General features: G+C 43.8%; 24 protein-coding genes and 1 pseudogene. 23 read left to right on the top strand and 2 right to left on the bottom strand.

All coding sequences use genetic code 11. The annotated features are described in order from the left end of the window. The first annotated feature begins 484 nt into the window (after positions 1-484). The 11 genes and pseudogenes from LJE72_RS18725 (at position 485) to LJE72_RS18775 (ending at position 11,038) form a co-directional block, all read left to right on the top strand. On the top strand, positions 485-757 hold the full coding sequence (locus LJE72_RS18725) for a recombinase family protein (protein ID WP_229249519.1): 273 nt from the start codon (positions 485-487) through the stop codon (positions 755-757). Positions 758-824: 67 nt separating this feature from the next. Further along, a pseudogene (locus tag LJE72_RS18730) lies at positions 825-1,812 on the top strand (guanosine polyphosphate pyrophosphohydrolase). A 145-nt stretch (positions 1,813-1,957) separates the two neighbouring features. Then, positions 1,958-4,174 carry a hypothetical protein gene (locus LJE72_RS18735; RefSeq protein ID WP_229249520.1) on the top strand — a complete coding sequence of 739 codons (2,217 nt, stop codon included), beginning with the start codon at positions 1,958-1,960 and terminating at the stop codon, positions 4,172-4,174. 483 nt (positions 4,175-4,657) lie between these two features. Continuing rightward, a complete protein-coding gene (locus LJE72_RS18740; protein ID WP_229249521.1) occupies positions 4,658-5,032 on the top strand; it encodes a DUF3796 domain-containing protein in 375 nt (124 codons plus the stop codon). 18 nt (positions 5,033-5,050) lie between these two features. Further along, positions 5,051-5,251 carry a helix-turn-helix transcriptional regulator gene (locus LJE72_RS18745; RefSeq protein ID WP_229249522.1) on the top strand — a complete coding sequence of 67 codons (201 nt, stop codon included), beginning with the start codon at positions 5,051-5,053 and terminating at the stop codon, positions 5,249-5,251. 15 nt (positions 5,252-5,266) lie between these two features. Further along, on the top strand, positions 5,267-5,485 hold the full coding sequence (locus LJE72_RS18750; RefSeq protein ID WP_229249523.1) for a hypothetical protein: 219 nt from the start codon (positions 5,267-5,269) through the stop codon (positions 5,483-5,485). Between the two features lie 458 nt (positions 5,486-5,943). Next, positions 5,944-6,927, top strand: a complete 984-nt coding sequence (locus LJE72_RS18755) for a radical SAM protein (RefSeq protein ID WP_229249524.1) — start codon at positions 5,944-5,946, stop codon at positions 6,925-6,927. Between the two features lie 27 nt (positions 6,928-6,954). Beyond that, on the top strand, positions 6,955-7,911 hold the full coding sequence (locus LJE72_RS18760) for an ABC transporter substrate-binding protein (protein ID WP_229249525.1): 957 nt from the start codon (positions 6,955-6,957) through the stop codon (positions 7,909-7,911). A 1-nt stretch (position 7,912) separates the two neighbouring features. Then, positions 7,913-8,713 (top strand): ABC transporter permease, encoded by an 801-nt coding sequence (locus LJE72_RS18765; protein ID WP_229249526.1) that lies wholly within the window; start codon positions 7,913-7,915, stop codon positions 8,711-8,713. After that, on the top strand, positions 8,706-9,479 hold the full coding sequence (locus LJE72_RS18770; RefSeq protein ID WP_229249527.1) for an ABC transporter ATP-binding protein: 774 nt from the start codon (positions 8,706-8,708) through the stop codon (positions 9,477-9,479). The genes LJE72_RS18765 and LJE72_RS18770 overlap by 8 nt, the downstream gene beginning before the upstream one ends. 200 nt (positions 9,480-9,679) lie before the next feature. Continuing rightward, positions 9,680-11,038: a hypothetical protein gene (locus LJE72_RS18775; protein WP_229249528.1), complete on the top strand. Its 1,359-nt coding sequence runs from the start codon at positions 9,680-9,682 to the stop codon at positions 11,036-11,038. Between the two features lie 139 nt (positions 11,039-11,177). Here the strand turns inward: LJE72_RS18775 and LJE72_RS18780 are convergent, their stop codons facing one another. Beyond that, on the bottom strand, positions 11,178-11,765 hold the full coding sequence (locus LJE72_RS18780; protein ID WP_229249529.1) for an MBL fold metallo-hydrolase: 588 nt from the start codon (positions 11,763-11,765) through the stop codon (positions 11,178-11,180). Between the two features lie 268 nt (positions 11,766-12,033). Here LJE72_RS18780 and LJE72_RS18785 point away from each other — a divergent pair, with 268 nt between their 5' ends. The 7 genes from LJE72_RS18785 to LJE72_RS18815 all read left to right on the top strand — a co-directional run bounded on the left by LJE72_RS18785 (position 12,034) and on the right by LJE72_RS18815 (position 17,105). Further along, positions 12,034-12,762: a LytR/AlgR family response regulator transcription factor gene (locus LJE72_RS18785; protein ID WP_229249530.1), complete on the top strand. Its 729-nt coding sequence runs from the start codon at positions 12,034-12,036 to the stop codon at positions 12,760-12,762. Further along, positions 12,759-13,238, top strand: coding sequence for a hypothetical protein (locus LJE72_RS18790; protein ID WP_229249531.1), 480 nt, complete (start codon positions 12,759-12,761; stop codon positions 13,236-13,238). Before LJE72_RS18785 ends, LJE72_RS18790 begins: the two co-directional genes overlap by 4 nt. Before the next feature lie 5 nt (positions 13,239-13,243). Further along, positions 13,244-14,104: a sensor histidine kinase gene (locus tag LJE72_RS18795; protein WP_229249532.1), complete on the top strand. Its 861-nt coding sequence runs from the start codon at positions 13,244-13,246 to the stop codon at positions 14,102-14,104. Between the two features lie 5 nt (positions 14,105-14,109). Further along, positions 14,110-14,694: an accessory gene regulator ArgB-like protein gene (locus LJE72_RS18800; protein ID WP_229249533.1), complete on the top strand. Its 585-nt coding sequence runs from the start codon at positions 14,110-14,112 to the stop codon at positions 14,692-14,694. 239 nt (positions 14,695-14,933) lie between these two features. Then, positions 14,934-15,062, top strand: a complete 129-nt coding sequence (locus LJE72_RS18805; RefSeq protein ID WP_229249534.1) for a cyclic lactone autoinducer peptide — start codon at positions 14,934-14,936, stop codon at positions 15,060-15,062. Between the two features lie 582 nt (positions 15,063-15,644). Next, entirely contained in the window at positions 15,645-16,208 is a 564-nt protein-coding gene (locus tag LJE72_RS18810; protein ID WP_229249535.1) for a hypothetical protein, read from the top strand. A gap of 60 nt (positions 16,209-16,268) precedes the next feature. Continuing rightward, on the top strand, positions 16,269-17,105 hold the full coding sequence (locus tag LJE72_RS18815) for a hypothetical protein (RefSeq protein ID WP_229249536.1): 837 nt from the start codon (positions 16,269-16,271) through the stop codon (positions 17,103-17,105). A gap of 262 nt (positions 17,106-17,367) precedes the next feature. Here the strand turns inward: LJE72_RS18815 and LJE72_RS18820 are convergent, their stop codons facing one another. Further along, on the bottom strand, positions 17,368-17,745 hold the full coding sequence (locus LJE72_RS18820) for an FMN-binding protein (RefSeq protein ID WP_229249537.1): 378 nt from the start codon (positions 17,743-17,745) through the stop codon (positions 17,368-17,370). Positions 17,746-18,061: 316 nt separating this feature from the next. On the opposite strand from LJE72_RS18820, the gene pdxR reads away from it, so the two are divergent. The 5 genes from pdxR to LJE72_RS18845 all read left to right on the top strand — a co-directional run bounded on the left by pdxR (position 18,062) and on the right by LJE72_RS18845 (position 25,861). Then, a complete protein-coding gene (pdxR, locus tag LJE72_RS18825; RefSeq protein WP_229249538.1) occupies positions 18,062-19,468 on the top strand; it encodes a MocR-like pyridoxine biosynthesis transcription factor PdxR in 1,407 nt (468 codons plus the stop codon). 174 nt (positions 19,469-19,642) lie between these two features. Then, positions 19,643-20,344 carry a response regulator transcription factor gene (locus tag LJE72_RS18830; protein ID WP_229249539.1) on the top strand — a complete coding sequence of 234 codons (702 nt, stop codon included), beginning with the start codon at positions 19,643-19,645 and terminating at the stop codon, positions 20,342-20,344. Positions 20,345-20,352: 8 nt separating this feature from the next. Continuing rightward, positions 20,353-21,399, top strand: a complete 1,047-nt coding sequence (locus tag LJE72_RS18835; RefSeq protein WP_229249540.1) for a sensor histidine kinase — start codon at positions 20,353-20,355, stop codon at positions 21,397-21,399. 120 nt (positions 21,400-21,519) lie between these two features. Beyond that, positions 21,520-24,627, top strand: a complete 3,108-nt coding sequence (locus LJE72_RS18840; protein ID WP_229249541.1) for an efflux RND transporter permease subunit — start codon at positions 21,520-21,522, stop codon at positions 24,625-24,627. After that, entirely contained in the window at positions 24,614-25,861 is a 1,248-nt protein-coding gene (locus LJE72_RS18845) for an efflux RND transporter periplasmic adaptor subunit (RefSeq protein ID WP_229249542.1), read from the top strand. The genes LJE72_RS18840 and LJE72_RS18845 overlap by 14 nt, the downstream gene beginning before the upstream one ends. Positions 25,862-26,530: the final 669 nt, after the last annotated feature.

Genomic DNA, 26,530 nt, shown 5'->3' on the forward strand with positions numbered 1-26,530 from the left:
AGTCTATAACCATTGAATGTTTTGAAGTCGTCATCGCCATAATACCAAGATGTTATGGCATCAGCCATTTTAATAAAGGCTATGGGTAATATTTTTTGTCTTGCTATACTGCATTCAGCTCCTTTAATGGTTTCGAAAAACAAATCAAGTTCAATATGAAGAGATTTTTTCACAAAGTTCAGTTCGAAAATGATTAGGTCTTTAAAGTCCATCTTACAATTGTTTGAACGCGTAAAATACGTTGATTTAGTACGTGTTTCACACATAAACACAATATCATTAGTAAGCTGATTTGTAATGTTTAATCCTTCTAAAAATGTCTTTTTTTCAATTATTCTTATCACCACTATCAAATTGATATACCAATAAATGATATCTGCGCTGATTATGGTGGCCGATTTGAAATGTCAAGCGTTTTTTGCTATTGTTAAAACATTTTTTGCAGTTTGAAAGGGCTATTTCCTATTTGTGTAAGGATAGCCTGATGACATTAGGAATCAAGTCTCCTTCAGGAAAAGGAAAATGGTGTAAGCGGGCGATTGATGTAATGCTCAGTAATGAAAAATACACAGGAAATGTCCGGTTGTTGGATAATGGAAAGCATGATGCCTATTATCTATCAGAGGAAAATAATCCGGCGATTATATCGAAGGAAGCATTCCAAGCGGTGCAGATAGAAAAGCAGAATCGAAGCAATGTCACAAAGGCCGAAGATGGAAGCAAGAGGAAAAGCAAAAAATACAGTTCAAAGAAGTAAAGATACAAAATAGCCTAATGGAAAATATCGTTTTGGTGAAAACCATACAGGAAAGGAAAGTGCATCTGTGAAAAAATTAAATGATTATTTATACTCAGGCGATACCGTTCTAAAGATATTACAGATATATGCTGAGGATTTGAAACAGTCGGCGAAAGAAACTCATAATCAGATTGATCTTTTGCACTGTAATTTTCTGCTTCAAATGGCGGAACTTTTGCAGCACAACGAATTCCTGACTTCGCAGTCTCAGCGGATTCGGGAATTCTATAAACTTATGGCAAATGAATATCCTTTTCTTGCCTTTACTTTTAAGGGCCGAATTAAATCTTTGATACGCGCGGAAGCAAAATTTAACGGATACATCGTAGAATATATTTACGAGTATTATATTATACATGGCAATTACCCGTCTCTTCCTGAACTGAAAAACTATTTGAACTGTTTTCGGGACCTGATTGCCTACCGAATCGTGATTTCTCTTCCCAAATGTCATTTAAAAGAAGGTGAGATTTGCGCGGATGAAGAAAATAAATATCTATATGATGTTGCCAACAAGTTGCTTGATTTCCTTGAGGAACGCGGATTTACTGCAGAACTGTCTTCATTTATAGGTCAGAAAAAATCGACCTTGTTAAGAGAGAGCGTAAGCCCATACTATAGAGATTACGTTGCAAATCCAGAGTCTAGTGGCTATCGTTCCCTGCATATAACATTTTATGATAACATTGCTCGTTGTTATGTGGAAGTACAACTTCGTACCAAAGAAATGGACGATTTTGCTGAAATTGGTCCTGCCAATCATTTAGGTTACGAAAAGCGACAGGAAAGTGAAAGAGTTAAACGAGATGCAATTCCAAAAGGAGAAAATATTTATTTTGATGATGCTTATGAAAGGTATCATGTTGCAGCAGCTTGAATTGTCAAAATTGGATGTAAATATGTTTTCGGCAATGAATAATTCCCTTATCAACGATGGTTGCGGCCTCTACCGTGGAAGACTTATTCTTCCGTACGAGCATCTTTCAAAATTCCAAAATGACCTTATTGATTAATTAATTGCTGAGCGAGTTCACTCTGAAGAGGAAAAAAGATAATCGCGTGCCAGGCAATTATCCTCCTGGGAATTCCCCCTGACAGATTGATGGAAATTGCATATGATATTCCAGCATCTCAAATCAGGAGGAGTGAACTCAGGCCATGCTGTTTGAACGGGAAGACTGGAAATTATTCAGGAATATTGAAACCCTGCCCCAAAAGGCGGGGGTGCCTAAATATAAGCTGTCACTGCTGGTTTGCAAAGAACTCACGGACAATGCCCTGGATGTGTGCGGTGAGTGTGAAATCGGCTTTGAGGACGGTTTTTTTTATGTCAAAGATCAGGGACCCGGCATGGATCCCGGCTTGTTTGCCATCAACAGGCCCCTTAAATCCTCCAAATACTTGCGCCTGCCCACCCGGGGAGCGCTGGGGAACGGCCTGCGGGTGGTGTCCGGGGCGGTGGAGGCCACAGGCGGCCGGCTTTTGGTTGCCACCGGGGGGGAAAACTACCGGATCCATTGCCAAAAGGACGGTTCAGCCCTGACGGAAAGTTTAGGCCCCTACGGCGAAAGGGGGACTAAAATCAGCTTTTCCCTGGGCCAAATGGAGATTGATCCGGCTTGGGCCAAATTGGCACTGCAATATGCCCGAGGTCAAACCTACCAGGGGAAGACATCCCCTTATTGGTATACCAGCGAAAACTTCTTTGAATTGTTTCAGGCCTACAGCGGTCCGGTCCGGGAACTGATCGCCCAATTTGACGGCTGCAGTAAGAAAGCCGGGAAACTATCCCGCAGGTATCCCTACGGGGCAGCCGCCGCTTCCCTGACCTTCGCCGACACGGAAGCACTGTTGGCCGAGCTCAGGACCCTGGTCACGAAAACGAACCCGGAGAGGCTGGGGCGGATCGGCGAGCTGGAGTACTGGAAAGGCTATTACAGAAGCTGCGGCACTTTTACGGTAGGATCCGTCAGAGGGGTCCATGAGGCAGAAATCCCCTTTGTGGTCGAAGCATACGCCGACTTTGCCGACGAACCTCAGATCACGGTTTTGCTCAATAAGTCCCCGGTGACGGGAGATGTTCACATCTTCCGTGATAAAAGTGAGCTGAAGATTTTCAGCTGCGGCTTCAGCCATTTTTTAAAGGCCAAACCCGCCAGGCTTTTAATCAATGTCATGACACCCTATGTGCCGATTGTGACGGACGGTAAAGAACCGGACCTGGGAGTAATGGCCGAGACTATCGGGGCCAGTATTACCAAGGCGGTGAACAAAGTAAAAAAGACCCTCCCCGCCGCCCAGGCGAAAATGAGGTCCCAGAAAGAAATCGTCGCCGCCTGCCTGGAGGAAGCCATTGCCAAAGCCGGCGGCAATGGGGAATACCGCTTCAGCCTGCGTCAGCTCTATTATGCCGTTCGGCCTTATGTGATCAGGGAACTGGGCAAGGAACCGGATTACGCCTATTTCTGCAAAGACCTGATCGGCGGTTATGAAGCGGAGCACGGCGACATCCCCATGATGTACAGGGATGACCGGGGGACCTTGTATCATCCCCACGAAGGCCGGGATATCCCTATCGGCACCATTGCCGTGGAGAATTACCGCAAGCCCGCCTGGACCTTCAACAAGGTTTTGTATATTGAAAAAGAAGGCTTCTTCAATGTACTTAAAGAGAAGAAGCTTCCGGAGAAATACGATATGGCACTCCTCACCAGCAAGGGCTACGCCAGCCGGGCAGTCAAGGATTTGCTGGACGCACTGGGAGAGGAAGGAGGGGAAGGAGGGGAAGAAATCACTTTTTTCTGCATTCACGATGCGGATGCCTACGGCACAACTATCTACGATACCCTGCAAAATGAAACCAAAGCCAGACCGGGCCGCAAGGTGAAGATCATCAATCTCGGCCTGGAGCCGGAAGAAGCGGTGCTCATGGGGCTGGAGGTGGAAAAAGTGGAAGTATCAAGCCGCCAGAGAGGCGTGGCCGGCTATATTAGTCCTGCCTGGAAGGACTGGCTGCAAGAGTATCGCGTCGAACTGAACGCCATGAGTACGCCCCAATTCATTGCCTGGCTGGAGGAGAAAATCCGCTCCTATGATCAGGGAAAGGTGATCCCGCCGGAAAAGGTCATGACGGAGTACCTGGACGGCAAGCTGCTGACCGAGCTCAAGGAGCGGATTGCAGATCGCATACTTTTGGAAAATAACCATGAGGCCCAGGCAGCGGCAGCCTTCCGGGAGGTTAAACAAAGCTTCAGTGACCGGCAAATCCGTTTAACGGAGATTGTGCCGGCTGAATTGGCACGGCAGCCTGTGCAGCTCTGGCGGGAGGTCGTTGCGGAAGTGGGAGGCGAGGTTTTGCGAAATTGCCCTTTTTGACGGGGATTAAGCTAGCTTACTGAAAGGCGGAACTGCCCGAACTTCCAAATCTCCCATTCGTGCTGGCAACAACAAAGCCGGATTTGCCATAGAAGTCAATAATCCCTTCCAAGCAAATGCCGCCTACGCCTTTTGCTAATAAAAAGATTGACTATCCCCTCTAGTAGTGATATATTTGTAACATAAAGATACAAATATATCACTACTAGAGGGTTTCGGCGTGAACAGAATAATTTACAGTATGGCATTAGGCGTCATTAGCCTGCTTATATGAAGAACTGGTTTCAGGCAAAGCGGGACACTTTTGGCAACATTGGAGCAAAGGCTTCCCATTGTGACTTGAAAAGCCGAAACCGACTTATGGCATTATCCGCGGAAATATGCGGTGCCGCTTGTAATGACGCTGCTGCACAATGTGTCGTTATTGTCCACTTAAGCGGCCGGAATGAAAAGCTCGCTAAACTAGTATGAAGGGAGAAAATCATGCAAAATCAAAGAAAGCAGCCGAGAAAATATCAGAGGTTTACATGGTTCTTGGGATTTTTGGGGTTTATGGGGTTTAAATACTTTGCTTCCCATGATCCTGCTACTTTGTTTTACTTCGGATTTTTTGGCATGTTCAGCTTCTATTTTACAGCTAAGCTGGCGATGGAAATGCCGGATGAACGGTATGTAGTTGACCGTAAACGCGCACAGGCGGTAACAATGTGGGTGCCGGCGTTTGCCCTGCTGATTATCGGGCTAAGCTCCCTGTTCTCATTTGGAACAAGAGAATTTATGATTCTTGTCAGCGCCATTGGATGGGCTGCCACTTTTTTGACTTATTCCATAGCGTTCTATTATTTCGAAAAACATTAATATTTAAAGGAGAAGCTCATGGAACAATTTAAATGCAATCTGAAAAAATACCGCCAGCTTGCAGAGCTTACCCAGGAGGAACTGGCAGAGATGGTAGGCGTGCGCAGGGAAACCATTATCCGCCTGGAATCCGCCAAGTATAATCCGTCATTAAAGCTGGCTATTGATATTTCCAGGGCGGTTCATGCGCCGATAGAAGAGATATTTGTTTTTGACTAGAAAAGGGGGGGCGAAATGAAAAATTCACAGACATGTCCTAAATGCGGATCAAAGGAGATACTGAGAATTCCGGATAATACGAGGAGGCATGCCAGCGGCAACAATATTTATACTACGAGTGCAACTCTGTTCGGAAAAATTCCTGTAATCAGATATGTCTGTTGTAAATGCGGATATGTTGAGAATTGGATCGAGCATAAGGAAGAGATTCAAAAGCTGATAAAAGCTTTCTGATAAGCGGATTCATATATTGGCACCTGCTTCCATAAATCAAAGAAAGTCTACATGCGAAAATGAAGCACATGTGCCATGTGATTTTTAAAGGGTAAAGAAAAGTTAATGTGTTTGCGAGTCGGTACATACCGAGTGATTTTCGAAATTAATCATACGAAACAAATCGTATATTTACTATTGATAATCGTGGAGGCATATATAAATAAAAGCTGATTCTCCTGCAAGTAAGGAAAATCGGCTTTTTGCCTTTTCTGCATGGCTATTTAAGCGTATTTTAGAACGAATTGTGGCCTTGAAGTACAATAAAATTGTATCTTTAACAAAGTGAATTTTCAGATATAATTAAATTTATCACTTGTTCATTAACGAATCATTATTCTAACGGATTTGGCTTCATGATGGAGAGACCTGCTCAGCAAGGACAGCAATGGAAGGCAGGAATCTGAAGGAGATAATAAATGACGACGGAAGAACTCATACTCGATGCTGAGAAGAAGGCCTTAGCGGGGGAATCCCTCCCCAGAGATACCATGATCAAGCTGCTGGAGATCCACCCGGATTCCCAAACAGCAGATGTTCTCGGTGCGGCTGCCAGGCGCGTTGCAGCGGCGGTAACAGGAAACAAGGCGCGGATCTGGGCGTCAATCGGTGTGGATTACAAGGCTTGTGCCATGAATTGCCGCTTTTGCTCCTTTGGCCAAGCCTGGGGTGCGGCACAGGATACCTACACACTGACCGCAGAGGAAATCCTTTCCTATGCCGGAAAATTTGTCAGCAACGGTGCCGACTGGATTACCCTCCGGACGACGGAAGACTATGCCTTTTCCCACCTGGTCGCTCTTGCCGGGAAAATCCGGCAGGAAATCCCCGGCGGCTATCGTCTTGTCGCCAATACCGGCGAAATGAATGCTTTAAGAGCTGAGGAACTGAAAAGCGTCGGGTTCAGTATTGCCTATCATGCCATTCGGCTCAGGGAGGGCATTGATACGCCCTTTTCTCCCAGCGAGCGGGGTGAAACCCTCGAAGAAATTCGCGGTTCTGCTCTGGACTTGGCATTTCTGGTTGAACCCATCGGCGTCGAGCACACAAATGAAGAAATTGCCGACACTTTCCTGCTGGCGATGAAACACGGTGCCAAGCTATCAGGTGCTATGGCCAGAGTGCCTGTCAAAGGCACTCCCCTGTATGATCAGGGGCTGCTGGCTGAGCGGCGGCTGGCGCAGATCACTGCCGTGACACGCCTGGCCTCCGGTTACAGTGCCCCGGATATCTGTGTGCATCCGCCCTCCAAGACGGCAATGGCCTGGGGGGCAAATGTGGTTGTTGTGGATGTGGGCGCTGTACCCAGGGCTATCGGTGTTTCAGCATCTGAATGGAATGGGTTCGATATCCAAAGGGCCCGGGGGTGGTTTGAAGAATCCGGATATCATCACGGTACATAACCGGAAAATAAACTTGAGGAGGAATATATGCGCACAGCTACAAAATTTGCTGGCCTGATCATGGCGGTTATGCTGCTGGCCCTGACCGGCTGCTCGGCAGAAAAGCCGGCGGCAAGTCAAAGCTTCAAGGTCGGTACCTGGAAAACAGCTCAGACAATTCAGCCCTTTTATTACGGCGATTATCTGCCGGCGTCCCATACCGTTGAAGTACTCCCTTTTACGAATCCCGGCGATCAAAAGACGGCACTGCTGGCCGGCGACCTGGATATGTGCGGGACAACCTGGGTCACCGCAATCTCAGCCGCATCCAAAGGGGAACCCGTCAAAGTAGTCGCCAATCTGACTAATAAATGTTCGGCTCTCGTCGTTGGTGCTGACAGCGGCATTAATAACGTGGCGGATCTGAAGGACAAAAAAATCGCTTATGTACCGGGAACTATGCATCAGATCCTGCTGCTGGAAGCTCTGAAAAGAGCCGGGCGTGATCCCGGGAAGGATGTCACCCTGGTTCAAATCGATTTTTTTGATATGGGGCAGGCTCTGGCCAACAAGCAAATCGACGCCTTCTGCAGCGGCGAACCCTATCCCTCCATTGCCGTCACAACCGGGTATGGGAAAATCCTGGAGTATCCCTATTATGACGACAGCATCGGCTATCTTAACGGGGCAATCCTGTCGACGGAAAAGGAAATTAAGGATAACCCTCAGGGTATTCAGGCTCTTGTCGACGCCCACGCCAAGGCCACAGAGTACCTCCGGCAAAATAAAGACGCCTGGCTGTCAAAGGCAGCGGAATTCGGCACCGACAAGGCGGTTCTGGAGGAAGCGTCGGGCAACATGGAGCTGGCCTGGAACATCACACCCGCAATGGTCCGGCAGGTTAAAAATCTCGCCCAGCGGATGTGCGATCTGGGCATCATTAAGGAAATTCCCGATATTGAGGCCATGATCAACCTGCAGTTTGTCCAGAATGTAAAAAGTTAGCATGAAAAAGCGACTAAGGTTTAAGCTCGATATTTTAGGCCTGCTGCTGCCCGCTGTCCTTCTGGCGGCCTGGTGCACGGCTTCCTATTTGCTGCGGGTGCCGGGATATATTCTGCCTGGGCCCGGGCAGATTGCTTTAGGCCTCGCGGACTTTATGACCGGCAACAGCCGGTTGTCGCCATATTCGGGGCAATTCCTGATGCACTCCGCCGCCAGCATCGGGCGCGTTATGGAGGGCTTTCTGCTGGCGCTGTGCTTCGGCCTGCCCCTGGGGATTCTCACAGGGAGTTTTTTGAAAGTCAAACGGGTCTTTGATCCTCTCGTTCATCTGATCAGGATGGTGCCGGGGATCGGCTGGCTGCCGATTGCCATGGTTTGGTTTGGCGTGGGACATTCGACAGCCGTATTTTTGATTGCCCTGGCCGCATTTTTTCCTGTCTATCTCAACACAGCCATAGGTGTCAGGCAAGTCCCGGGTAAGCTGATTCAGGCTTCCCGCGTGCTGGGGGCCAAGGGGTGGGCAGTTTTTTTTTATGTCATCATACCCGCGGCGGCGTCCAGCATTTTGTCGGGAATGCGGTTGGGTCTGGGAATCTCCTGGGCCTATGTGGTGCTGGGAGAACTGACGGGGGTTTCCCTAGGGCTGGGTGCTGTCATGATGAATGCTAGGATGCTGGGTGATACGGAAATGATCATCATCTGCATGATCGTCATCGCCCTGCTGGGCTGGATTTCAGACAGACTTCTTGTCGCCCTGATCAGGAAGCTGCACCCCGGAAAAGAGGTGATCAGACATGAATGATCATTCTGACGGTTTATTGATAATCCACCATCTCCATAAGAGCTATTGCCCTGATAATAGGGAAACTGAAGTACTGAGGGATGTATCCTTCCGGGTAGGCCAGGGTGAAATTGTTGGCGTTGTCGGCCCCAGTGGCTGCGGGAAATCAACGCTGCTGCATCTGGTTGCCGGTTTTGATCAAGATTATCGGGGGGATATTGCCTTCTGCGGGCAGAAAATCACCGGCCCAGCCCCGGAGAGAGGCATGGTCTTCCAGAGCCCGCAACTGTTTTCCTGGCTGAAAATCAAAGACAATATTGCTTTCGGACCGAAACGGCAACACATGGCGAAAGAAAATATCACTGCCCAGACCCGCATCTTTCTTGAACGCGTCGGCATGCTGGATTATATGGATTATTACCCGGAACAGCTCTCCGGTGGTATGCAGCAGCGTGTCGCACTGGCCCGGGCTCTCATCATGAAGCCGAAGCTGCTCCTAATGGATGAACCCTTTTCCGCCCTGGATTATCAGTCCAGGCTGGAAATGCAGGGGCTGACCCTCAAGCTCTGGGAGGAGTACAAGCCTTCTATCCTTTTGGTAACCCACGACATCGAAGAAGCCCTGCTCTTGGCCGACCGAATTATTGTCCTCAGCAAGAGTCCGGGGGAAATCATACGGGAGTTATCTGTAAACTTTGACAGGCCCAGAGATTTATCCCTGATCAAGAGCCTTTCATTTCACCAACTAAAGTCACAAATTCTGGACCAGCTGTCAGTGTTAATGTAAAAGTAGAATAAGAGAACTTTACAAAATTATGGATAGAGATAGTTAAATGGTATGCCCCGTCAGATGAACAAGATATTCAGAAACCCGTTGCAAATACGCTAGATATCCGACATATTGCCTTTGCTGTTGAAGAAGATAATTGTGTTATTATTGGAGTTAGATAATGAATCCCATTTTAATCGCAGAGGATGGAAGAAAAAATGAGTGAGTTTTCGATTAAAGACCGGCTGGAGGGTTTAAGTTCCAATGAACTCATAGAGTTAATCATGAATCTCACCCAAAGAGACAGACAGGTAAGATTGCATGTGCTGGAATGGCTCGAAGAAAATTGTGCTACCAATAAGAAAGTTTCAAATTCAAACAAGAAAAGTAAAGCTCCCGAAATTCATGATGAGCTATTACTAGAGTATTGGCACAATTCCCAGAGCATAATTGCTGAATTTAATTGCTACGGAGGAGGACCTGAGGAGGAAGAAGAGGAGGCTTATGAATGGTTAGAGAAGATTTCTGGCTTGATAAGGGAAAATAAGATTACACCTGAAGCAAAGCACCGTTTTATGGATGAAGCGTTTATTGAATACGATGCAGGTAATTCCGGTTTTGACGACAGTTTGATGGATCTGTTTTTTGAATTGTGCAAAGAAAAGGATGAATGGGAATTTCTTGTGCAAAAGCTTAATAGTGGGAAGTCTGATTGGGGAAAGAAGCTTGTCATGGAGATTTACAGGGATCATCTGAAGGATGATTCCAGATACTTGGAGGAGCGACTTGAAAACCTTCAATATGGAATGGATTATTGGGATTTAGTTCAATACTACACCGACAAAGGGAATGAGGAATTGGCGCTTGAAATAGCGCATAAGGGCATCAAGCATGGAAATGGAAGACTAACCGAGCTGTATGATTATCTTATTGACCATTATTCGCAGCTGCGGGACAAGGACCGGTTGGAATCAATTGCTGAAACCGCAATGCAAAGAGAAAATGATGAAAGCTATGTTTTGGAAAGACTATTTACATTTTATAAGGATGATGACTACGAAAAGGCGAAAGAAAAGCTGATTCTGGTATATAAAACGACAAAACACAAAAAGTATTTTGAAGAATATAAGAGAATGAAAAACTATCTATCTGAATTGGATTGGAAGAAAATAGAACCGGAGATTGTTAATGAGGCCCAAAAAAATAACATGCATGACTATTTAAGTATTTGTCTGCAAAAGGGAATGAAGGACATTGTTATTAAAACTATCATATCCTCGCCGGTGAACCAATGGGGATATGCCGGTTTTTCTGATTTCGACATATTCGCGCAAAAGCTTGAAAAAGAACACCCAAAAGAAATTCTGGAGTACTATTACAACAAAGCATATGCTAGAATTCCAAATGGTAATAGAAATACCTACAAAGAAGCTGTAAAATATCTTGGGAAAGTTAAAGCAATTTATTTGAAGCATTTAAAGAACGAGGATAGCTGGACACATATGCTTAGTAAACTGCTTATGGAGTTTAAGAAAAGACCCGCATTTATTGATGAGATTAGGAAGAGTAAGTTATAAGAGAATGGGTTCAAAAGCTATTGAAAGGCATATGAAACCGGGACTCCCTGGGCCTCACCGGCACGAATTTATTTTGACATTGGACAGACTTTTTAGAACTCGTTAAACGAACCGCCAGATGAAGATCCCGCACAATGTATTATTTTGCCAAAGTATAAACTAGTTTCCCCTGCTGAGTCTCTCTTCTGACCTTGCCCTTACCTTCCAAATATTTGAGATGAGCAATCGCTTCCCCTGTTGCAAACCATTTCTGCGTAACCGGAAACATCTCCCATGACTCATATGTCATATCCCAAGTCATCTGAGCAGCGACTTGGTAACCATTCAAATTACCTCTGCTTAATATGGCGAGAATCTCATCCACCCGTTCCTGATGGTGCAGCTTGAGTTCCTGAATTCTTTCCCTGCAGGAGGTAATGAGCCCTCTGTGACCTGGTAAAACAAGTTCCACGTCGAGGATACTCACTTTGTCTAAACTTTTTAAATAAACACCTAAAGGATCCCAATCATCGCCCCAAAGGGAAATGTTTGGGGTTATGTTGCTAAGAATATGGTCCCCAGATACAAGAATTTTTTTACTTGAGTCGTAGAGGCACATGTGTCCGGGAGAATGTCCCGGAGTCTCAATACACTTAAAGCTGTAGTCACCGATGCTCAAAACGTCATCCTGCTTAAGGATTTCAAAGTCTACCTTTTTGGTATTGCCGTATTTAAAACCAGGATGCATTGCAATGGCCGCTTCAAGTTCAGCTTCGGGAAACCCAAATATCTTAGCGAAGTGTTTCTCTTCTTCTATAAGATTATGACTTGATAATTAATTGTTTTCCTGAATTTCCATATTCGACATATAAATTGAAGGGGACATGATATTATGAAAAAGAAAAATATCGTGATTATGTCAGTTGATATGCCAAATATCGCCAAAAATGATGACGATGACTAAAGAGGAGTAAGGAGCATGGGAGACCTGGAAAAAGATAGAAAGGTGCATGAGGATGATGAGTGACGCGGTGATCGTGGAAGATGATCCTTTTTTTCGAAAAGAGTTGGCCCATCTTCTGACAGCCATACCAGGAGTTGAAGTAACGGGCGCATTTTCCAAGGGAGAGGAGTTTCTAACTCAAGTTCAGAAACTCCAGCCTGCGGTCCTCTTTTTAGATGTTGGTTTGCCCGGAATAACAGGAATCGAAGTTGCCGATTGCGTCCGCCGGGATTTTCCGTACATGGAGATAGTATTTATTACTGCTGATGAGAATCACATTAAGGCCGCGTTTCATCTTTATGCCTCTGATTTTATTACAAAACCTCTTGATTCAGACAGATTGCACCAAACGATGGCACGTATTATAAGAAAATTGTCCGTGCTCGGAGCGAAAATTGAATTGAATTGTGAGGAAAAAATAGAGATATTAAGCCAGGAAGATATCTATATGGTGGAGGCATTGGCAAAAAAGACTGTGATTTACACGACGATCCGCAAGTTTACGTGTCTGCACTCGATGAAAGATATGGAAGATCGCTTGGATAAGAGCCTGTTTCATAGAACTAGTCGTTCGTATTTGGTAAACTTGAAGCTGGTAGAAGGCATAAAATCGTACACTCGCACATCATATCAAATAGTTTTTAAGAGCAGAGATTACCAAGCTTACCTGCAAAAAGGTCTATATCCGGAGTTCAGGAAACGGATCAAGGCCCTGTCGGGGGCAAGGGGTGGAGAAATATGAGCGAGGGAATGGTCAAGACGATTATCTTTTCCATTCCTGAGGCTATCGTTGTCGTCCTCTTGGCGTGGTGCATCTCGGGAAGAAATTTTAAATGGACTTCCTTAATGGCATCGGGGATTATTTTCGGAACTATTTCACCCTGGATTCGATTGGCTACCGGAAGCTACATATTAAATATTATTGTTTCAAGTCTAGTACTCATTGTCCTTTTGAAGTTATTTGGCCAGCATGATATTTTAGAAGCAGTGACAGTAGCGTTAATGGCCGTTTCACTTTATTTGGCTATGGAGTTTCTTAATGTAAAAACTATTCAAGTGCTTACTGGTGTTGATCCCATTCGTATGGAACAAAATCTAATCCTGCGAACGTTGTGGTTTCTACCCCAAATCTTGATCACAGTCGCGGTTGCTTTAGTTATCAGGTATTTTGTCTCCCGTCAATTGTTCAAGTTAAATACAAGTAAGAGAAAAGGCTAAGGGTTATGAAGAAAAATGTTTATAAAGCGGCAATGCTCTTTTTCACTATACAGTCGATCTTAATTACTATTTTGCTTAATAATTACTATATGAAAAAGTATTCTTTCTTCCAGCTAAACAATCCTGATGGGGTGGAATTATTTTTAGGCTTCATTATCCTTTGCCTCAACTTAGTGGCACTGGTTGTGATAAAAAGGCTCTACATTAGTGGTTTGGAAGCAGAACAGTTAAAAATGACGGCCCTCAAGTACGCCCACTTGGTGGAGCAAAACCAGATTTATCGTCAGCATCACCACGATATTAAGAATCATCTTAATGTAGTTCTCGGCTTATTATCGATGGGTAAGTATGAGGAACTAAGGGACTATTTAAACACCTATTTTCGTAGCATAGATCATGGCTTGTTTAATATTGAAACGGGTTTGGACGAAATCGATGTGCTGCTCTCGTCTAAGCTTGCTCTGGCGAAGAGTAAAGACATTCTAGTGAATCTGAGCATTACAACAAATCTTAGATGTAGTAGGAAACACATACTAGACTTGGTGGCGATCCTTGGTAATGTATTAGACAATGCCCTTGAAACCGTCCAAGGGCTCGACCAACCGCAGTGTCCAGTTAGCATTCATTTTTGGCAGGACCCATTGGAATATAACTTTGAAGTAACCAATTCGATGCCTACATCAAGTCCATGTGCACCAGAGCTTTATTTCAAGGAAGGTTTCAGTACCAAGCAAGAGGGCAGAGGGGAAGGGCTTTTCATAGTGAAAAGGCTGACAGAGAGATTAGGTGGCAGCGTTTCAGTTGACCCGGGCGACGGGCAGTTTAGGGTGATAATCGAGATTCCTATGCATCGATTGGAGGAATGAAGGGTTTGTTTGATTTGGAGAGTACTGCCCATCGCCTAGCTAATCGTTTACTTACAAACGTTCCATTTGACGCTGTTCAAAGGGCCAAGGTGGAATATGCCTTAGCTTTGTTGTTGGGCGTAGCAACGGAACTCGTCCTGACCGTAGCCGTGTCTGCCTTATTAGGCACAGCTCTTGAAACCCTTATCATAATGCTGTCAGCGTTATCGCTGAGGTTATTTACTGGTGGTGCCCATTGTTCTAGCTTCCGACGATGTTCGGTATTTACAGTGGTATGCTTTATCGGGTTGTCTTTTCCCGTGAAAGCCACAGTTACCAACTGTGAATTTAAGGATCTGATGTGGGTTTCGCTGTTATTGGTAATTCTGGCCCTACCGTTTATCTGGAAACCACAACGTTTAACTTTATTCGTATGGACGATATGCGCAAGCCTTCCGATTTGGGGGATGCTTAGCGACACTGAGACCGCCTGGCGAATTCTGACCTTGCCTGTGGCTGCAGGGTTAGTTCTACAATCTTTTATGCTAAGTGCCCTGGGGCAAAAGGTTGTCATGCGTAGCGATAAAATCATGCAGCGGATTGGGATTTAAGCAGGTTATGCCAAATGAAGCCCCTTTACTATGCCCTACCAGATGAGTAAGGATAGTAAGGGGTATTTTTTTATACATGAATATTGGCATGAAAGAGTTTTAATCAATTATGAATTCACTAAGAAATGTCATTTCATGCCTCAAAAAGACACATTCATTCCTAAATTTCCAAATGAAGGGTTTGATGTAGTATATTGAATGAAGAAGTCCTGAAATTGAATGAGAAAGGGGGAACAGATATGAAATACGGAAAGAGTGTTATGCCCATGTTGCTTGCATCCGTTCTGGTTTTTGTCGGTACATTGGCCATCAACACTCCTACATGCTTGGGGTGGTTCTACGAGCCAAAGAAACCCGAAGGTTTATAAAGGGTGTTGTCAACATTCATCACAAAAACCAACGTTAGGGTATTAATTGGCTGAAAGTTGGCGTTTTTCCCATCGGCCACTGTATTCAACCTTTCAAAAATTAATCGGCGGAGAAAGTTCTTTTTATTTAACTTGTAGTTAACAGGATCTTAGAAAAGTATTTAAATGGTATTTGCCATTTAAATAAAGATGCCTCCAGATCATCTATACCAGCAAAGTAACATCTGATCTGAAGGCGTTGGCCTCTACACAAATTGTAGATTACTTGATTTTACACCTACTGGGGATATTTGTGAAGGGAGATTTAAAAAGGAGGGGAATTTGTTTTTCTTTGTTATCCCCGAAATATTCTTTTGGTGCAATCCGATATTGATTCCCTGTCCCAACTTACTCGACGAATGCTGGGAGGTCTAGTTAAAGCGGTTGTGGTTAGGTTTTCCAATCATTCAAAGGAGTGGTCAGTGGGGAAAACTAAGACCAATTACGGGCTCCGATTTTTTTATCAACTGGTTCCGTAATTTTTCCTGCCCCATCTGTTTGCAGGCCGGTTGCAAGATACAAAAAGAAAGGGTGATCATTGTAATGAAAAAATGTTTTGTTCTATTTTTAAGTTTCTGTATTCTAGTTGTGTTTTCAGTACCAGCATTTGCAGCTGATTCTATTTCACGGAAGGATTTACCGAAATATGAAATTAAAGGTGTTCAATGGCAATCCGAATCCGATACCAAAATTACACCCAAAGCTGCAGTCGGTTATTGGAAATGTGCAAATTTAAGTTCAACTGCAGTAAATGAAAGGTTTGTTGACTATGTGTCAAGTCCATGGGCTTATGCAGACAAGTACACTATCGCAGAAGCGAAAACTATAACCTTTGGAATACAACCAAGTGCTACAGCTGATCTTTCTAGCGCCATAAAAGCACAAGTTGTTGTTGTAGCATCATATGCATTCTCAAAAACTACAACTATTTCAATTCCAGCTGATCCTACCAGAAAAAATAGATTAGGTCTATTTAGTGACTTTGTACAAAAATATGTAAAATCTGAATATTATTCTCCCCCAAATTACACAGTGACAAAAACATTATATAACTATGTTTATGATCCTGTAAGGGGCTCTTCTACTCTTAAGGTAGTTTATTATTAATTAATTGAAAAGGAATCAAACATCCTTTGTGTTTGGTTCCTTATTTAGAAGGTGAGTGCGATGAGAACAAAAACAAAATATTTATTGGCCATAGTAATTTTCATAATATTAGGTTCTACTATATTTAAATCTATTACCCCTAATAAGATAGATAAAGAAATTTATTTTCTAAATACGAGTGCATATGTTTCGGGTTATATTGGCGATGAAATCAACATTCCATTAACCTTTTTTTATGATGCTAAAAAGCCAACAGACAAAATCATATCAAATGTGCAGTTATTAAGTGGTAACTTTGTTTCTTTAAAAGGCTGGGAAGTAAAGGATGGCAGTAAATTCAAGGGGTATCAGTTGAATAATATAAGTATAAATCTTAAAATTGAAAAAGAAGGAAAAAACGAGTTGGAAGGTATTAAAATACTATTATATGATGGTGGAGAGAAAATTTATAAATTTGATAAATTTATAATGTTGGGGATTAATAAGCCTAAATCAGATAATTATTTAAATGTTGCTTCAGAAGAAACCTATTTATCACAAAATGATAGAACCTCTTTTGATGTAAAGAATAATTCAGATAAAACTATTGTATTAGATGATTTTGGACTAGTTTCAGATAATGCCAAAATTAAACAGTTCAAGCTACAAATGAATGATAATATTTTTGATAAAATTAAAGATGTAAATGTTCTTCCATCTAATATTTTCAAAATAACAATTGAGACCGACCCAGGAGATAATAGTGATATATATTTTATAAAACCGTATATTGATTATCGAATTGATGGAAAAAAATTTACTGATTGCATAACGTTTGGAACCATCCATGGAATACCAATTGCAGATGAAAAACTGTTAAATATATATAATCGATTAATTAAAAATAAAAATTACTAATAGATTTAACTCAACTTTCGGTCGCGACCGAACATGGTTGTGTAATAAAATGGATTTAAGAACCAGATACAGGTTTAGGAGACAGTGATAAATATGCGATAATGATATTTCCTCAAGCTTTTTGAGCTAAATGTTCTTGAGCGGCCATTTGGATGGGTCAAAAAACCAGCATTATCAAAAATGATATGTTGGTTTTAAGTATATTTTAATAATACCAAGGGTATCAATACAATATTCGAAACCTCAACATATTGTAGCTGATTTACAGCATTTGTTTCACAGATGACACAGTTATCTCTAATACTGCTCGAACCCAAGAGAATTTTTCTTTCATACGCTCAAAGTCTTCACCTGATTTTAGAAAACGGGTAGTTCCTTTCAGGATAAAGCCTGTACCCTTAGCCTTGTAACCCTGGATTTCCTTGCTGGCGATGGAAAGAGTAATATCGTTATGAACGCTGAGATTTTTTTCCGTTTTGTTATAGCCGTAAGCTGGAATCAATAGTTTATCCTCAGGGGTAACTACAACATAGCTATTCCAGGTATTTACTAAATGCGGACCGTCGTCACCGTTGGTCACGATAGAGATGGCTCCGTCTGTGGGATGAGAAAGTACCTCCAATAATTTTTCATTAAGCATAAGAATACATCCTTTCTGTTTTGAAGAAGTGTTAGATAACTCATACTTGGCTATTGGTTGACACTACTATAGTGTCCTCTATTACTGCAATGCACTCAGTAATTTTCGAATTACCATCTGCACAAAGCAATCGATGTGTTAGCCACCGGACACCCAGATTATAAGATATAATCCCCCCTAAACACAGGGGCAATTTTCAAATTAAGTACAGGGGCAGTTTCCCTTGGCGCAAGTTTCCTGAGCCTTGACGCTAGGTATTACCCTATATATAATGGCGGTAATTAAGATCCTACATATAAAGGATTAGGTGAGAGCAATGTTTATATTGGACGGTCAGGGTCGTCAGCCGTTGCACAATAAAATATATAACCAGATTAAAAATCAAATATTAACAGGGGAATTGCCCCCAACTACCAAGCTTCCTTCTATTAAAAACTTATCTAGTGAATTATCGGTAGGCCGTAATACGGTGGAGTATGCCTATCAACAGTTATATGCAGAAGGATATATACACAGCAAGCCAAGAAGCGGATACTTTGTTTCATCAATAGACCCTGAATTCCGTCCAGCGCCTCTCCGTCAAGTAGGCACGTCGCTGCAAGAAGGCTCTGAAGACGGAAAATCATTTGCCTTTGATTTTCATTCGGCTCGACTTTCCCCAGGCAGTTTCCCTGTTAACCTGTGGCGTAAACTTTATGTTGATTGTTTAAAGGATGATCAAAATCACCTTGCTTCCGATGGTAATCAGCAAGGTGATTTTGATTTGCGCTGCGAGATTCAAAGATATCTGTCGCGCTCTCGTGGTGTTTCTTGTGATCCTGAACAAATCGTTGTTTGCTCGGGACTTCAAGATAGTCTTTCTATCTTAGCGCCCATATTGAAAGAAGATCATTCGAAATTGGCTGTAGAAGATCCTGGCTATTTCGTTCCCAAAGCTGTTTTCCGAAATCATTCCTTTTCTATCACAACCGTATCTGTAAATTCGGATGGTCTAGATTTGGAGTGTCTCCGGAACACCAAGAGTACCGTTGTATATGTCACGCCTTCCCATCAATTTCCATTAGGCTATGTTATGCCTGTGACAAAACGATTAAAATTAATTGATTGGGCAGAATCTGTCGGGGGAGTCATCATTGAAGACGACTATGATAGCGAACTGAGGTACTTCGGCAAACCAATTCCTGCGTTACAAGGATTACATCCGCAAGGGAATATAGTCTATGTAGGTACTTTTTCTAAGGTATTATCTCCTGCGCTTCGAATAAGTTATATGGTTCTGCCTCACCGATTACTAACTGTCTATCGTAGGTTATTCAGGGATTATTTTACGAATGTCTCTCTATTAGAACAGAGAACACTGCAAAAGTTCATGGAACTGGGGTACTGGGAACGGCATTTGCGTAAAATGCGAACAGTTTATAAAGAAAAGCACGACGCACTCCTACAATCGATTCACCGTCATTTCGGCACTCAAGTTAAAATCATTGGTCAAGGAGCGGGGCTCCACGTTGTTATAGAGCTAGTTGATAATCCTCTTAGTGAAGAGGAGCTTATCAAGCGTGCTGCGGAGAGCGAAGTCCGGTTATTCCCACTCTCTAGAACTTTTCTTCACAAAGACGGTAATAGATCTCAAATAATGATGGGGTTTGGCGGCATGAGTATTGAAGAAATTGATCGAGGAATTGAGCTATTATATCGTACTTGGCTGCAGGAAGTACCTTAAGAGGATGCTGGAAAATCAAAAAAGCCATTGGTTAAAATCAATAGCTAGAAGGAACTTAATTATTCGGTGCAACAAAGTGAACTCTAATCACAAATCTTTATAGTTTTTTATTTTTGCTTTATTTATGTTTGCTATGATATAAAGAAAAGCAAAGTAAAGAAGTTGGTGAAACATGTGGAAAAGACGATTTTAGTAGTCGATGACGATCCGGATATTGTCAAACTGATCACGAAAAGTTTGCGGCTTGAACAATTTGAAGTGATCGCTGCCCATTCCGGGCCGGAGGCGTTAGCGGTACTTAAAGAAAATCCGGTGGATTTTATTGTCCTGGACATTATGATGCCCCAAATGGACGGTCTGGAAGTCTGCCGAAACATCAGAACCAATTACAGTATTCCCATTCTGTTTTTAAGCGCCCGGGATAGGGATATTGATAAAATTATTGGCCTGGAGATCGGTGCCGACGACTATATGACCAAACCCTTCAGTGTTCAAGAGCTTACTTCAAGGATTAAAGCCCATTTCAGAAAGTTTGACCGATTGTACAATGAATGGAAAGGACTTAGGCAGGAGGTCGATCCACAGAAGTTCCCCTCAGCTTCACCCCTGATTTTAAATCAAAAGACCTTTGAGGCTTACTTAGACCAGGAGAAGATTGAGCTGTCCACCAAGGAATTTCAAATCTTGTCCTTTCTCATGCATCACCCCAATAACGTCCTGACCCGGGAGCAAATCTATGAAAATGTTTGGGCAGGGGAATACGGTGAGATAAATACTGTCACGGTGCATATCAAAAACATTCGCAAAAAACTTGGCAGCAAGTATGACTTTATTAAGACAATCTGGGGTATCGGCTACAAATATACGGAAGGGTAGGAAGGGCTATGAAGTTAAAGATCAAGCTGCCACTGCTGTTCATGTTGGTTTTTGTCCTGATCATCTTTCCGGGGGCAGTATTTATCAGAAATTTCATGACGGAAAAGCCAAAAATCTTAAGATTACCCTTAATGCCCGTGCAATTAGAAGTGGCCTTTTATTTGCTGATTCTCACGGGTACGGTGTTTGTCATATTAGCCGTCTATTTACATTTCAACATAACTAAACCCCTTCAGTTCCTCAATACCCGGCTGAAAAGGGTCAACATAAGTCGGCCTGTGATCTTAAGATCGAAACGAAGGGATGAAATCGGAGAACTATACAATCACTTTAATGAGATGGAAGACAGGCTTTATCAAGCCCACAAGGAACAGATCGGGATGATTGCCGCCATGGCTCATGACTTGAAGACTCCCTTGACGACTATCAATGGCTTTGTGGAGCTCTTAGCCCTGCAGAAAAATCTTTCTGAAAAAGAAACCCAGGAATATTATGAGCTGATCCTCAAGAAAACAAAGCATATTGCCGAGCTGATTAACACCTTCTCTTCCTATACTAAGGGGGAGGTGGAATTGGATGCTCTGGATATGAAATCCGTCCCCGCCCAGAAGCTATTTGCCAGCATTGCCACAGAATATGAGACAGAATTATCCGGTTTTGATTTCGAACTGGCTTGGGAAAACAGCTTCAAAGCCAACCAGCACATTTTGATTGACGAACACATGATCCGCCGGGTTTTCGGGAATCTCTTCAGCAATGCCGTGAGGTATGGGGAGAGGAAAGACTTAAAGGTCTATATGCGGGGCTATGTCCGCGGCGTGTATGCCTTTTTCCAGGTGGAGGATAATGGGGTGGGTGTGCCGGAAAAGGAACTGCCTCTGCTGTTTCAGAAATTCTTTACCGTGGATAAATCCAGACAGAACCAAAACGGGGGGATGGGATTAGGTCTGGCCAGCTGCAAATCCATTATCGAGCATCATGGCGGTGAGATATCTGCCTTTCACTCCCATTACGGAGGATTGGGCATCCGCTTTGCCCTACCCCTTGTGAAGTGACCGGAAAAGGTCACTTCATTATTTTTTAGATTTGCTTTACAGATAATTATTTTCTCTTTAGCCGGAGTTTACCTTTGCCTTGTATAATTCCATTAAAACCAAGGGAAGAGGTACATAATCATGAGTATTACTGAGTTATCGGTAAAGAGGCCTTCGGCAGTCTTTGTCTTGCTGGCCTTATTTATTGGTATCGGTATTTTCGGCTATAAGAGTCTGGGCGCGGATTTATACCCCTCGATCAACGTACCTATCATCACTGTCACCACCGGTTATAGCGGTGCAGGTGCCGAAGAGATAGAAGAGGACGTTGTCAAACCCATTGAAGATGCAGTTTCCGGGATCAGTGGAATTGATACCCTGAAATCAATATCTAAAGAAGGTATTGGACAAACAATTATAACCTTCACCATGGAAACGGATATGAATTCAGCCTTTTTAGACGTGCAAAAGGCAGTGGATGGAGCCTCAGGCAAACTGCCAGAGGATGTCAATTCCCCGATTCTCACGAAGATTGACATGGATGCCCAGTCTGTCCTGACTCTGGGCCTCACCGGCACGATCCCCTATGACCAACTCCAAAATGAAGCGGAAAAGATTAAAGAGGATTTAGCGAAGATACCCGGCATTGGCCAGGTCAGCCTTCAGGGTGCCGAGGATAAGCAGCTGGCCATTCGCTTAGACAAAACGGCTTTGGATTATTACCGAGTTAATGTCAATAGCTTGCTGACAAAGCTAAAGACGGAAAACAGCAATCTGCCTGCCGGTCGGATAACTCTGGATACCAGCGACCAAGCCGTTAAGGTAGTGGGACAATTTAAAGATATTGATGAAATTAAGAATCTGTTAATTCCCAACTCGGAAGGAGGGACTGTTCGGCTGGCAGATATTGCCCAGATCCAGCTGGAATATCCCGACCAGGAACAAATCTTAACCTTGAATGGCAACAATGCCTTGGGCATCAGCATTCAGAAGCAAAGTGATGCCAATGTTGTCGAGGCTGTGAATAATGTCAAAGCTGAATTGCTGAAGATTCAAGCACAGCTGCCAACGGGAGTAAGTGTCACAGTAACCACGGATAGTACTACTTTCATCAACGATTCTCTGGAGGATGTTAAATCCAGCCTTGTAGAAGGAGTCATTACAACAGCTCTGGTACTTTTGCTGTTTCTGCGGAGCTGGCAGTCATCCTTAGTTGTCCTGGTGGCCATTCCCACCTCCCTGGTTTCCACCTTTTTTATGATGTATGCCTTTGATTTCACCTTGAATATGATGACCCTCATGGCTTTATCCTTGAGTATCGGTATTCTGGTGGATGATTCCATTGTGGTTCTGGAGAATATTCAGAGACATTTAGGTATGGGGAAAAACCCGAAACAAGCAGCCATCCAAGGGCGCAGGGAGATAGGTATGGCAGCAATCGCCATAACTCTCTGTGATGTGGTTATCTTTATCCCCGTAGCCTTTATGTCGGGCATGGTGGGCCAGTTCTTTAAAGAATTCGGCCTCACAGTTGCCGTGGCCTCCCTCTTTTCCCTTTTAGTTTCCTTTACGGTAACCCCCATGCTGGCTTCCCTATTTCTAAAAAAGAAGAATCCGAAAGAAGCTGGAGAGCTTCAGCCGGAAACCAAAAAACCCAGAAGATTTCCCCCTGTCCTGGAGCGGGCAACTGAACTATATAAAAAGCTATTAATCTGGTCCCTGGATCACAGGTGGAAAGTTGTCAGTCTGTTAATTACCGGCTGTATTCTGGCTGTCTCCTTACTGCCCCTGGGTTTTATTAAAACTGAGTTTACCCCCCAAAGTGATCAAAGCCAAATCTCCATTGAGCTGAATCTTACTTCGGGTTCCGGTTTAAAACAAACAGAGGAAAAGGTGAGCCTGGTTGAAAATCAACTGCAGACTATGGCTGAAGTGAAGGATTATCTCACCACTGTGGGATATAACTCGGATAAATCCTCAGCCAATATTATCGTCAAGCTGGTGGACAAAAGTGAACGGCAAAAGAGCCAGACTGAAATTGCTACAGAAATGCGCCAGTGGGGGAATACCCTGCCGGGAGTTCAATTCAGCGTTTCTGAAACTCAATCCGCCGGTGGAAACGGCAAACCTGTTCAGCTAGTCATCAGTGGAGAGGACCCGGCTGTTTTAAAAGAGTTGTCCTACAAAGTAGAGGATATTGTCAAAGCCACCCCGGGGACGGCGGACGTCACTAATTCCGAGCGAACCAGTGAGAGCGAGATCCAGGTGAAGGTTGACAGGCTGGCGGCTGTTCAATACGGAGTAAATACCCCGGATATTTCTACGGTTCTCAGAACCGGACTGCAGGGATCGAAGGCCGGTATCTACCGACAGAACGGAAATGAATATGATATTGTCCTCCGGTTTATGGATAACCAGATCCAAACTCCCGCTGATTTGGGCGCCGTCAAAGTTCAAAATTCGGCAGGAGAGCAGATTGCCCTGAATCAGGTAGCAGCCATTGAGTACGCCGAAAGTCCTTTAAAACTATCCAGGGAGGATAGAGAGAACATCGTAACTATCTCAGCAAATTTACAAAACAGTCTCCTGGGAGATGTGACTACCCTCATTGAAAACCAACTGGAGGGCTTTAGCCTGCCAGCTGGTTATAGGATACAATTCGGCGGCAGTCAGGAAAACATGGCCGAGAGTTTCAGCGCCCTGATTCAGGCCCTGGTTGTAGCGATTGTTTTGGTCTATGCCATTTTGATCATTTTGTATGAATCCTTCTTAACTCCCTTTATCAGAATGCTTTCCTTGCCTTGTGCAATTATCGGGGCCTTTGGCTTGCTAGCTTTATCCGGGCAATCCTTGAATATCCTGTCCATGATCGGCTTGATTTTGCTTGACGGCTTGGCATCCAAGAACGGAACCTTGTTGATTGACTATACCCAAACCTTGATGAAACAAGGAATGCCCCTGCGAGAAGCCCTGATCGAATCGGGAACCACTCGCTTAAGACCTATCTTGATGACTTCAGCAACCATGATTGTCGGCATGCTGCCCTCGGCGCTATCCAGCGGAGCCGGGAGTGAAATGAGAAGCGGGATGGCCATCATAATTATCGGAGGCATGATTACATCGACAGTTCTATCCCCCATTGTTCTGCCGGTAGTTTATACCTTGATGGATGATGCCCGGCAGTATCTGGCGAAACGAAAGAAGCCAACTCTAACGATCAGGGAGGTAGAAGATTATGAAGCATATTAAAGGGCTGGGCCTAGGCTTAGGGGTAGTGATCTCCGGAATAATCTTGGTTGCCTTAATATCCGGTTTCGGAAATAAACAAGCAGAAGTTGTGCCGTCAATTAAAAATGTCACAACAGTGACAGCAAGTGCAGCCACCCTGACAACAGAAGTGGAATATGCCAGTATTCTGAAGCCGGTTCAAGAGGTGACCGTTTCCTCCAAAATAGCGGGCAGGGTTGCGACAGTTCAGGTTGAGGCCGGTGATAGAGTGGAAAAAGGTCAGGTGCTGTTCACCTTAGACTCGGGGGACTTACAAGCTCAGCTTCAGCAGCAGCAGGCCAATCTGGAGGTAAGCCAGGCCAGTCTGGCCAAGACCGCAGGCTCCGCTTATGATCAGCAAGTCCTGCAAGCCGAGCAAACCGTGGAAAATAAACAAATCACTTATGAGGATGCCAAGAAAAAATATGATCTGAATCAACAATTGTATGACAGCGGAGTCATCGCCAAACTAACTCTGGATGATTTCCAAAAACAATACGCCAGTGCAGAGGTTGATTTGAGAACGGCCCAGGATAATCTCAAACTCCTCAAAGAAAAATCCGGGCCGGATTCAATCAGCGTGGCTTCAGCCCAAGTCAATCAAGCTGCCGCCGGAGTAAATTATGCTTCTGAGCAGCTGAAGAATACGGTGATTACCGCACCCATTTCAGGAATAGTCTCCGGGCGGAATGTGGAGGAAGGGGAAATCATCTCCGGCTCCACCGCTGCTTTGACAATCATTGATACAGATACCATGATGGCCGAAATCAGTGTGCCGGATAAAGTGGTGGCTAAGATTGAAAAAGGAGAAATTATTGCTCTGAAAATGAATGCCCTGGAAAACAAGCTCGTAGAGGGTGTGGTTGACTATATCAGCCCTAATGCGGACAGCAAGTCCAAGGCTTATACGGTCAAGATTCTGCTCAATACTACGGATGACTTAAAATCAGGTATGTTCGCCAGAGTTATCTTGCCTGAAGCCGTAAAAGAAAATGTCCTGACCGTACCTAATGAGGCAATCAAAATTGAAAACAATGGGTCAGTTGTATATCTGGTCGCAGAGGGTAGTGTAAAAAAAGTCCAGGTGACCACCGGGCTGGCTAATGACAGGTTTACGGAGATTATCGATGGGCTGAAAGCCGGTGATCAGGTCATTACTGAAGGACAGATTTTTCTCAATGAAGGGGAGAAGGTTAATGTGGTGAGTGGTCAGTAGGGGTTGAGTGGGGTTAGTGAGAGTGGTATCAAAATCATCAAAAAGCTGCGAGGGTTGGCGGAGCATCCTGAATTGGTGCACCGCTATCTTCCGTAGGAGATAGTCAGACTGACTATCGGTTTCTTGTCTGGGCAAATCACATTATATTTTCAGGTACGAAGATGGAGTTGTTTTCGTGTCGAGGATCTTGTACTTCCGGCGGGATTATATGCGTATATTGTTCAATGATTTACCGAAGTAGGAATGGATATATTTCCGTGGTCTTAGGAGGGTAGAGTGAGGAGACATTTTTATCCCATCCTATGAGGTTTCTATTAAAGGTATTGGCTAGAGCTCAAACGGTGTGAGGCATGTCACACCTTTATCCATTTGAAAAGTAGTATAATGGTTAAGGGTGTGTTTTATGAAGATTGGAGTTTTAGTGCGAGAAGAAACCTTGCAGTTTTGTACGGGACAGGGCTGCCTAAAGCTTTTTTTCAAAGAAAGGATTCCTTTGCCAGATATGCTGAGGAACTAGAATTACTAACGTTTACTCACACTGGCGGTGATTTAAATCGTAAGATTAAAAATATGATTCAAGCTGGGATAGAATCTGTACACCTTTCTTCCTGCCTGCGGCGTTTGTCAAGTTAGTTGTCGTTTAACTCCAAAATTGTATATAAGTTAAGA

It is taken from the genome of Desulfosporosinus shakirovi, assembly GCF_020595055.1.
In the GTDB taxonomy this organism is placed as follows: domain Bacteria; phylum Bacillota; class Desulfitobacteriia; order Desulfitobacteriales; family Desulfitobacteriaceae; genus Desulfosporosinus; species Desulfosporosinus shakirovi.

Bases quoted from the DNA above. Each gene is read 5' to 3' on its own strand.
- LJE72_RS18745 (WP_229249522.1), top strand. From the start codon at position 5,051: ATGGAACAATTTAAATGCAATCTGAAAAAATACCGCCAGCTTGCAGAG.
- LJE72_RS18805 (WP_229249534.1), top strand. From the start codon at position 14,934: ATGAAATACGGAAAGAGTGTTATGCCCATGTTGCTTGCATCCGTTCTG.
- LJE72_RS18845 (WP_229249542.1), top strand. From the start codon at position 24,614: ATGAAGCATATTAAAGGGCTGGGCCTAGGCTTAGGGGTAGTGATCTCC.
- LJE72_RS18815 (WP_229249536.1), top strand. From the start codon at position 16,269: ATGAGAACAAAAACAAAATATTTATTGGCCATAGTAATTTTCATAATA.
- LJE72_RS18835 (WP_229249540.1), top strand. From the start codon at position 20,353: ATGAAGTTAAAGATCAAGCTGCCACTGCTGTTCATGTTGGTTTTTGTC.
- LJE72_RS18760 (WP_229249525.1), top strand. From the start codon at position 6,955: ATGCGCACAGCTACAAAATTTGCTGGCCTGATCATGGCGGTTATGCTG.
- LJE72_RS18740 (WP_229249521.1), top strand. From the start codon at position 4,658: ATGCAAAATCAAAGAAAGCAGCCGAGAAAATATCAGAGGTTTACATGG.
- LJE72_RS18755 (WP_229249524.1), top strand. From the start codon at position 5,944: ATGACGACGGAAGAACTCATACTCGATGCTGAGAAGAAGGCCTTAGCG.
- LJE72_RS18840 (WP_229249541.1), top strand. From the start codon at position 21,520: ATGAGTATTACTGAGTTATCGGTAAAGAGGCCTTCGGCAGTCTTTGTC.
- LJE72_RS18770 (WP_229249527.1), top strand. From the start codon at position 8,706: ATGAATGATCATTCTGACGGTTTATTGATAATCCACCATCTCCATAAG.
- LJE72_RS18780 (WP_229249529.1), bottom strand. From the start codon at position 11,765: ATGCATCCTGGTTTTAAATACGGCAATACCAAAAAGGTAGACTTTGAA.
- LJE72_RS18775 (WP_229249528.1), top strand. From the start codon at position 9,680: ATGAGTGAGTTTTCGATTAAAGACCGGCTGGAGGGTTTAAGTTCCAAT.
- LJE72_RS18790 (WP_229249531.1), top strand. From the start codon at position 12,759: ATGAGCGAGGGAATGGTCAAGACGATTATCTTTTCCATTCCTGAGGCT.
- LJE72_RS18795 (WP_229249532.1), top strand. From the start codon at position 13,244: ATGAAGAAAAATGTTTATAAAGCGGCAATGCTCTTTTTCACTATACAG.
- LJE72_RS18750 (WP_229249523.1), top strand. From the start codon at position 5,267: ATGAAAAATTCACAGACATGTCCTAAATGCGGATCAAAGGAGATACTG.
- pdxR (WP_229249538.1), top strand. From the start codon at position 18,062: ATGTTTATATTGGACGGTCAGGGTCGTCAGCCGTTGCACAATAAAATA.
- LJE72_RS18725 (WP_229249519.1), top strand. From the start codon at position 485: ATGACATTAGGAATCAAGTCTCCTTCAGGAAAAGGAAAATGGTGTAAG.
- LJE72_RS18765 (WP_229249526.1), top strand. From the start codon at position 7,913: ATGAAAAAGCGACTAAGGTTTAAGCTCGATATTTTAGGCCTGCTGCTG.
- LJE72_RS18735 (WP_229249520.1), top strand. From the start codon at position 1,958: ATGCTGTTTGAACGGGAAGACTGGAAATTATTCAGGAATATTGAAACC.
- LJE72_RS18785 (WP_229249530.1), top strand. From the start codon at position 12,034: ATGATGAGTGACGCGGTGATCGTGGAAGATGATCCTTTTTTTCGAAAA.
- LJE72_RS18820 (WP_229249537.1), bottom strand. From the start codon at position 17,745: ATGCTTAATGAAAAATTATTGGAGGTACTTTCTCATCCCACAGACGGA.
- LJE72_RS18810 (WP_229249535.1), top strand. From the start codon at position 15,645: ATGAAAAAATGTTTTGTTCTATTTTTAAGTTTCTGTATTCTAGTTGTG.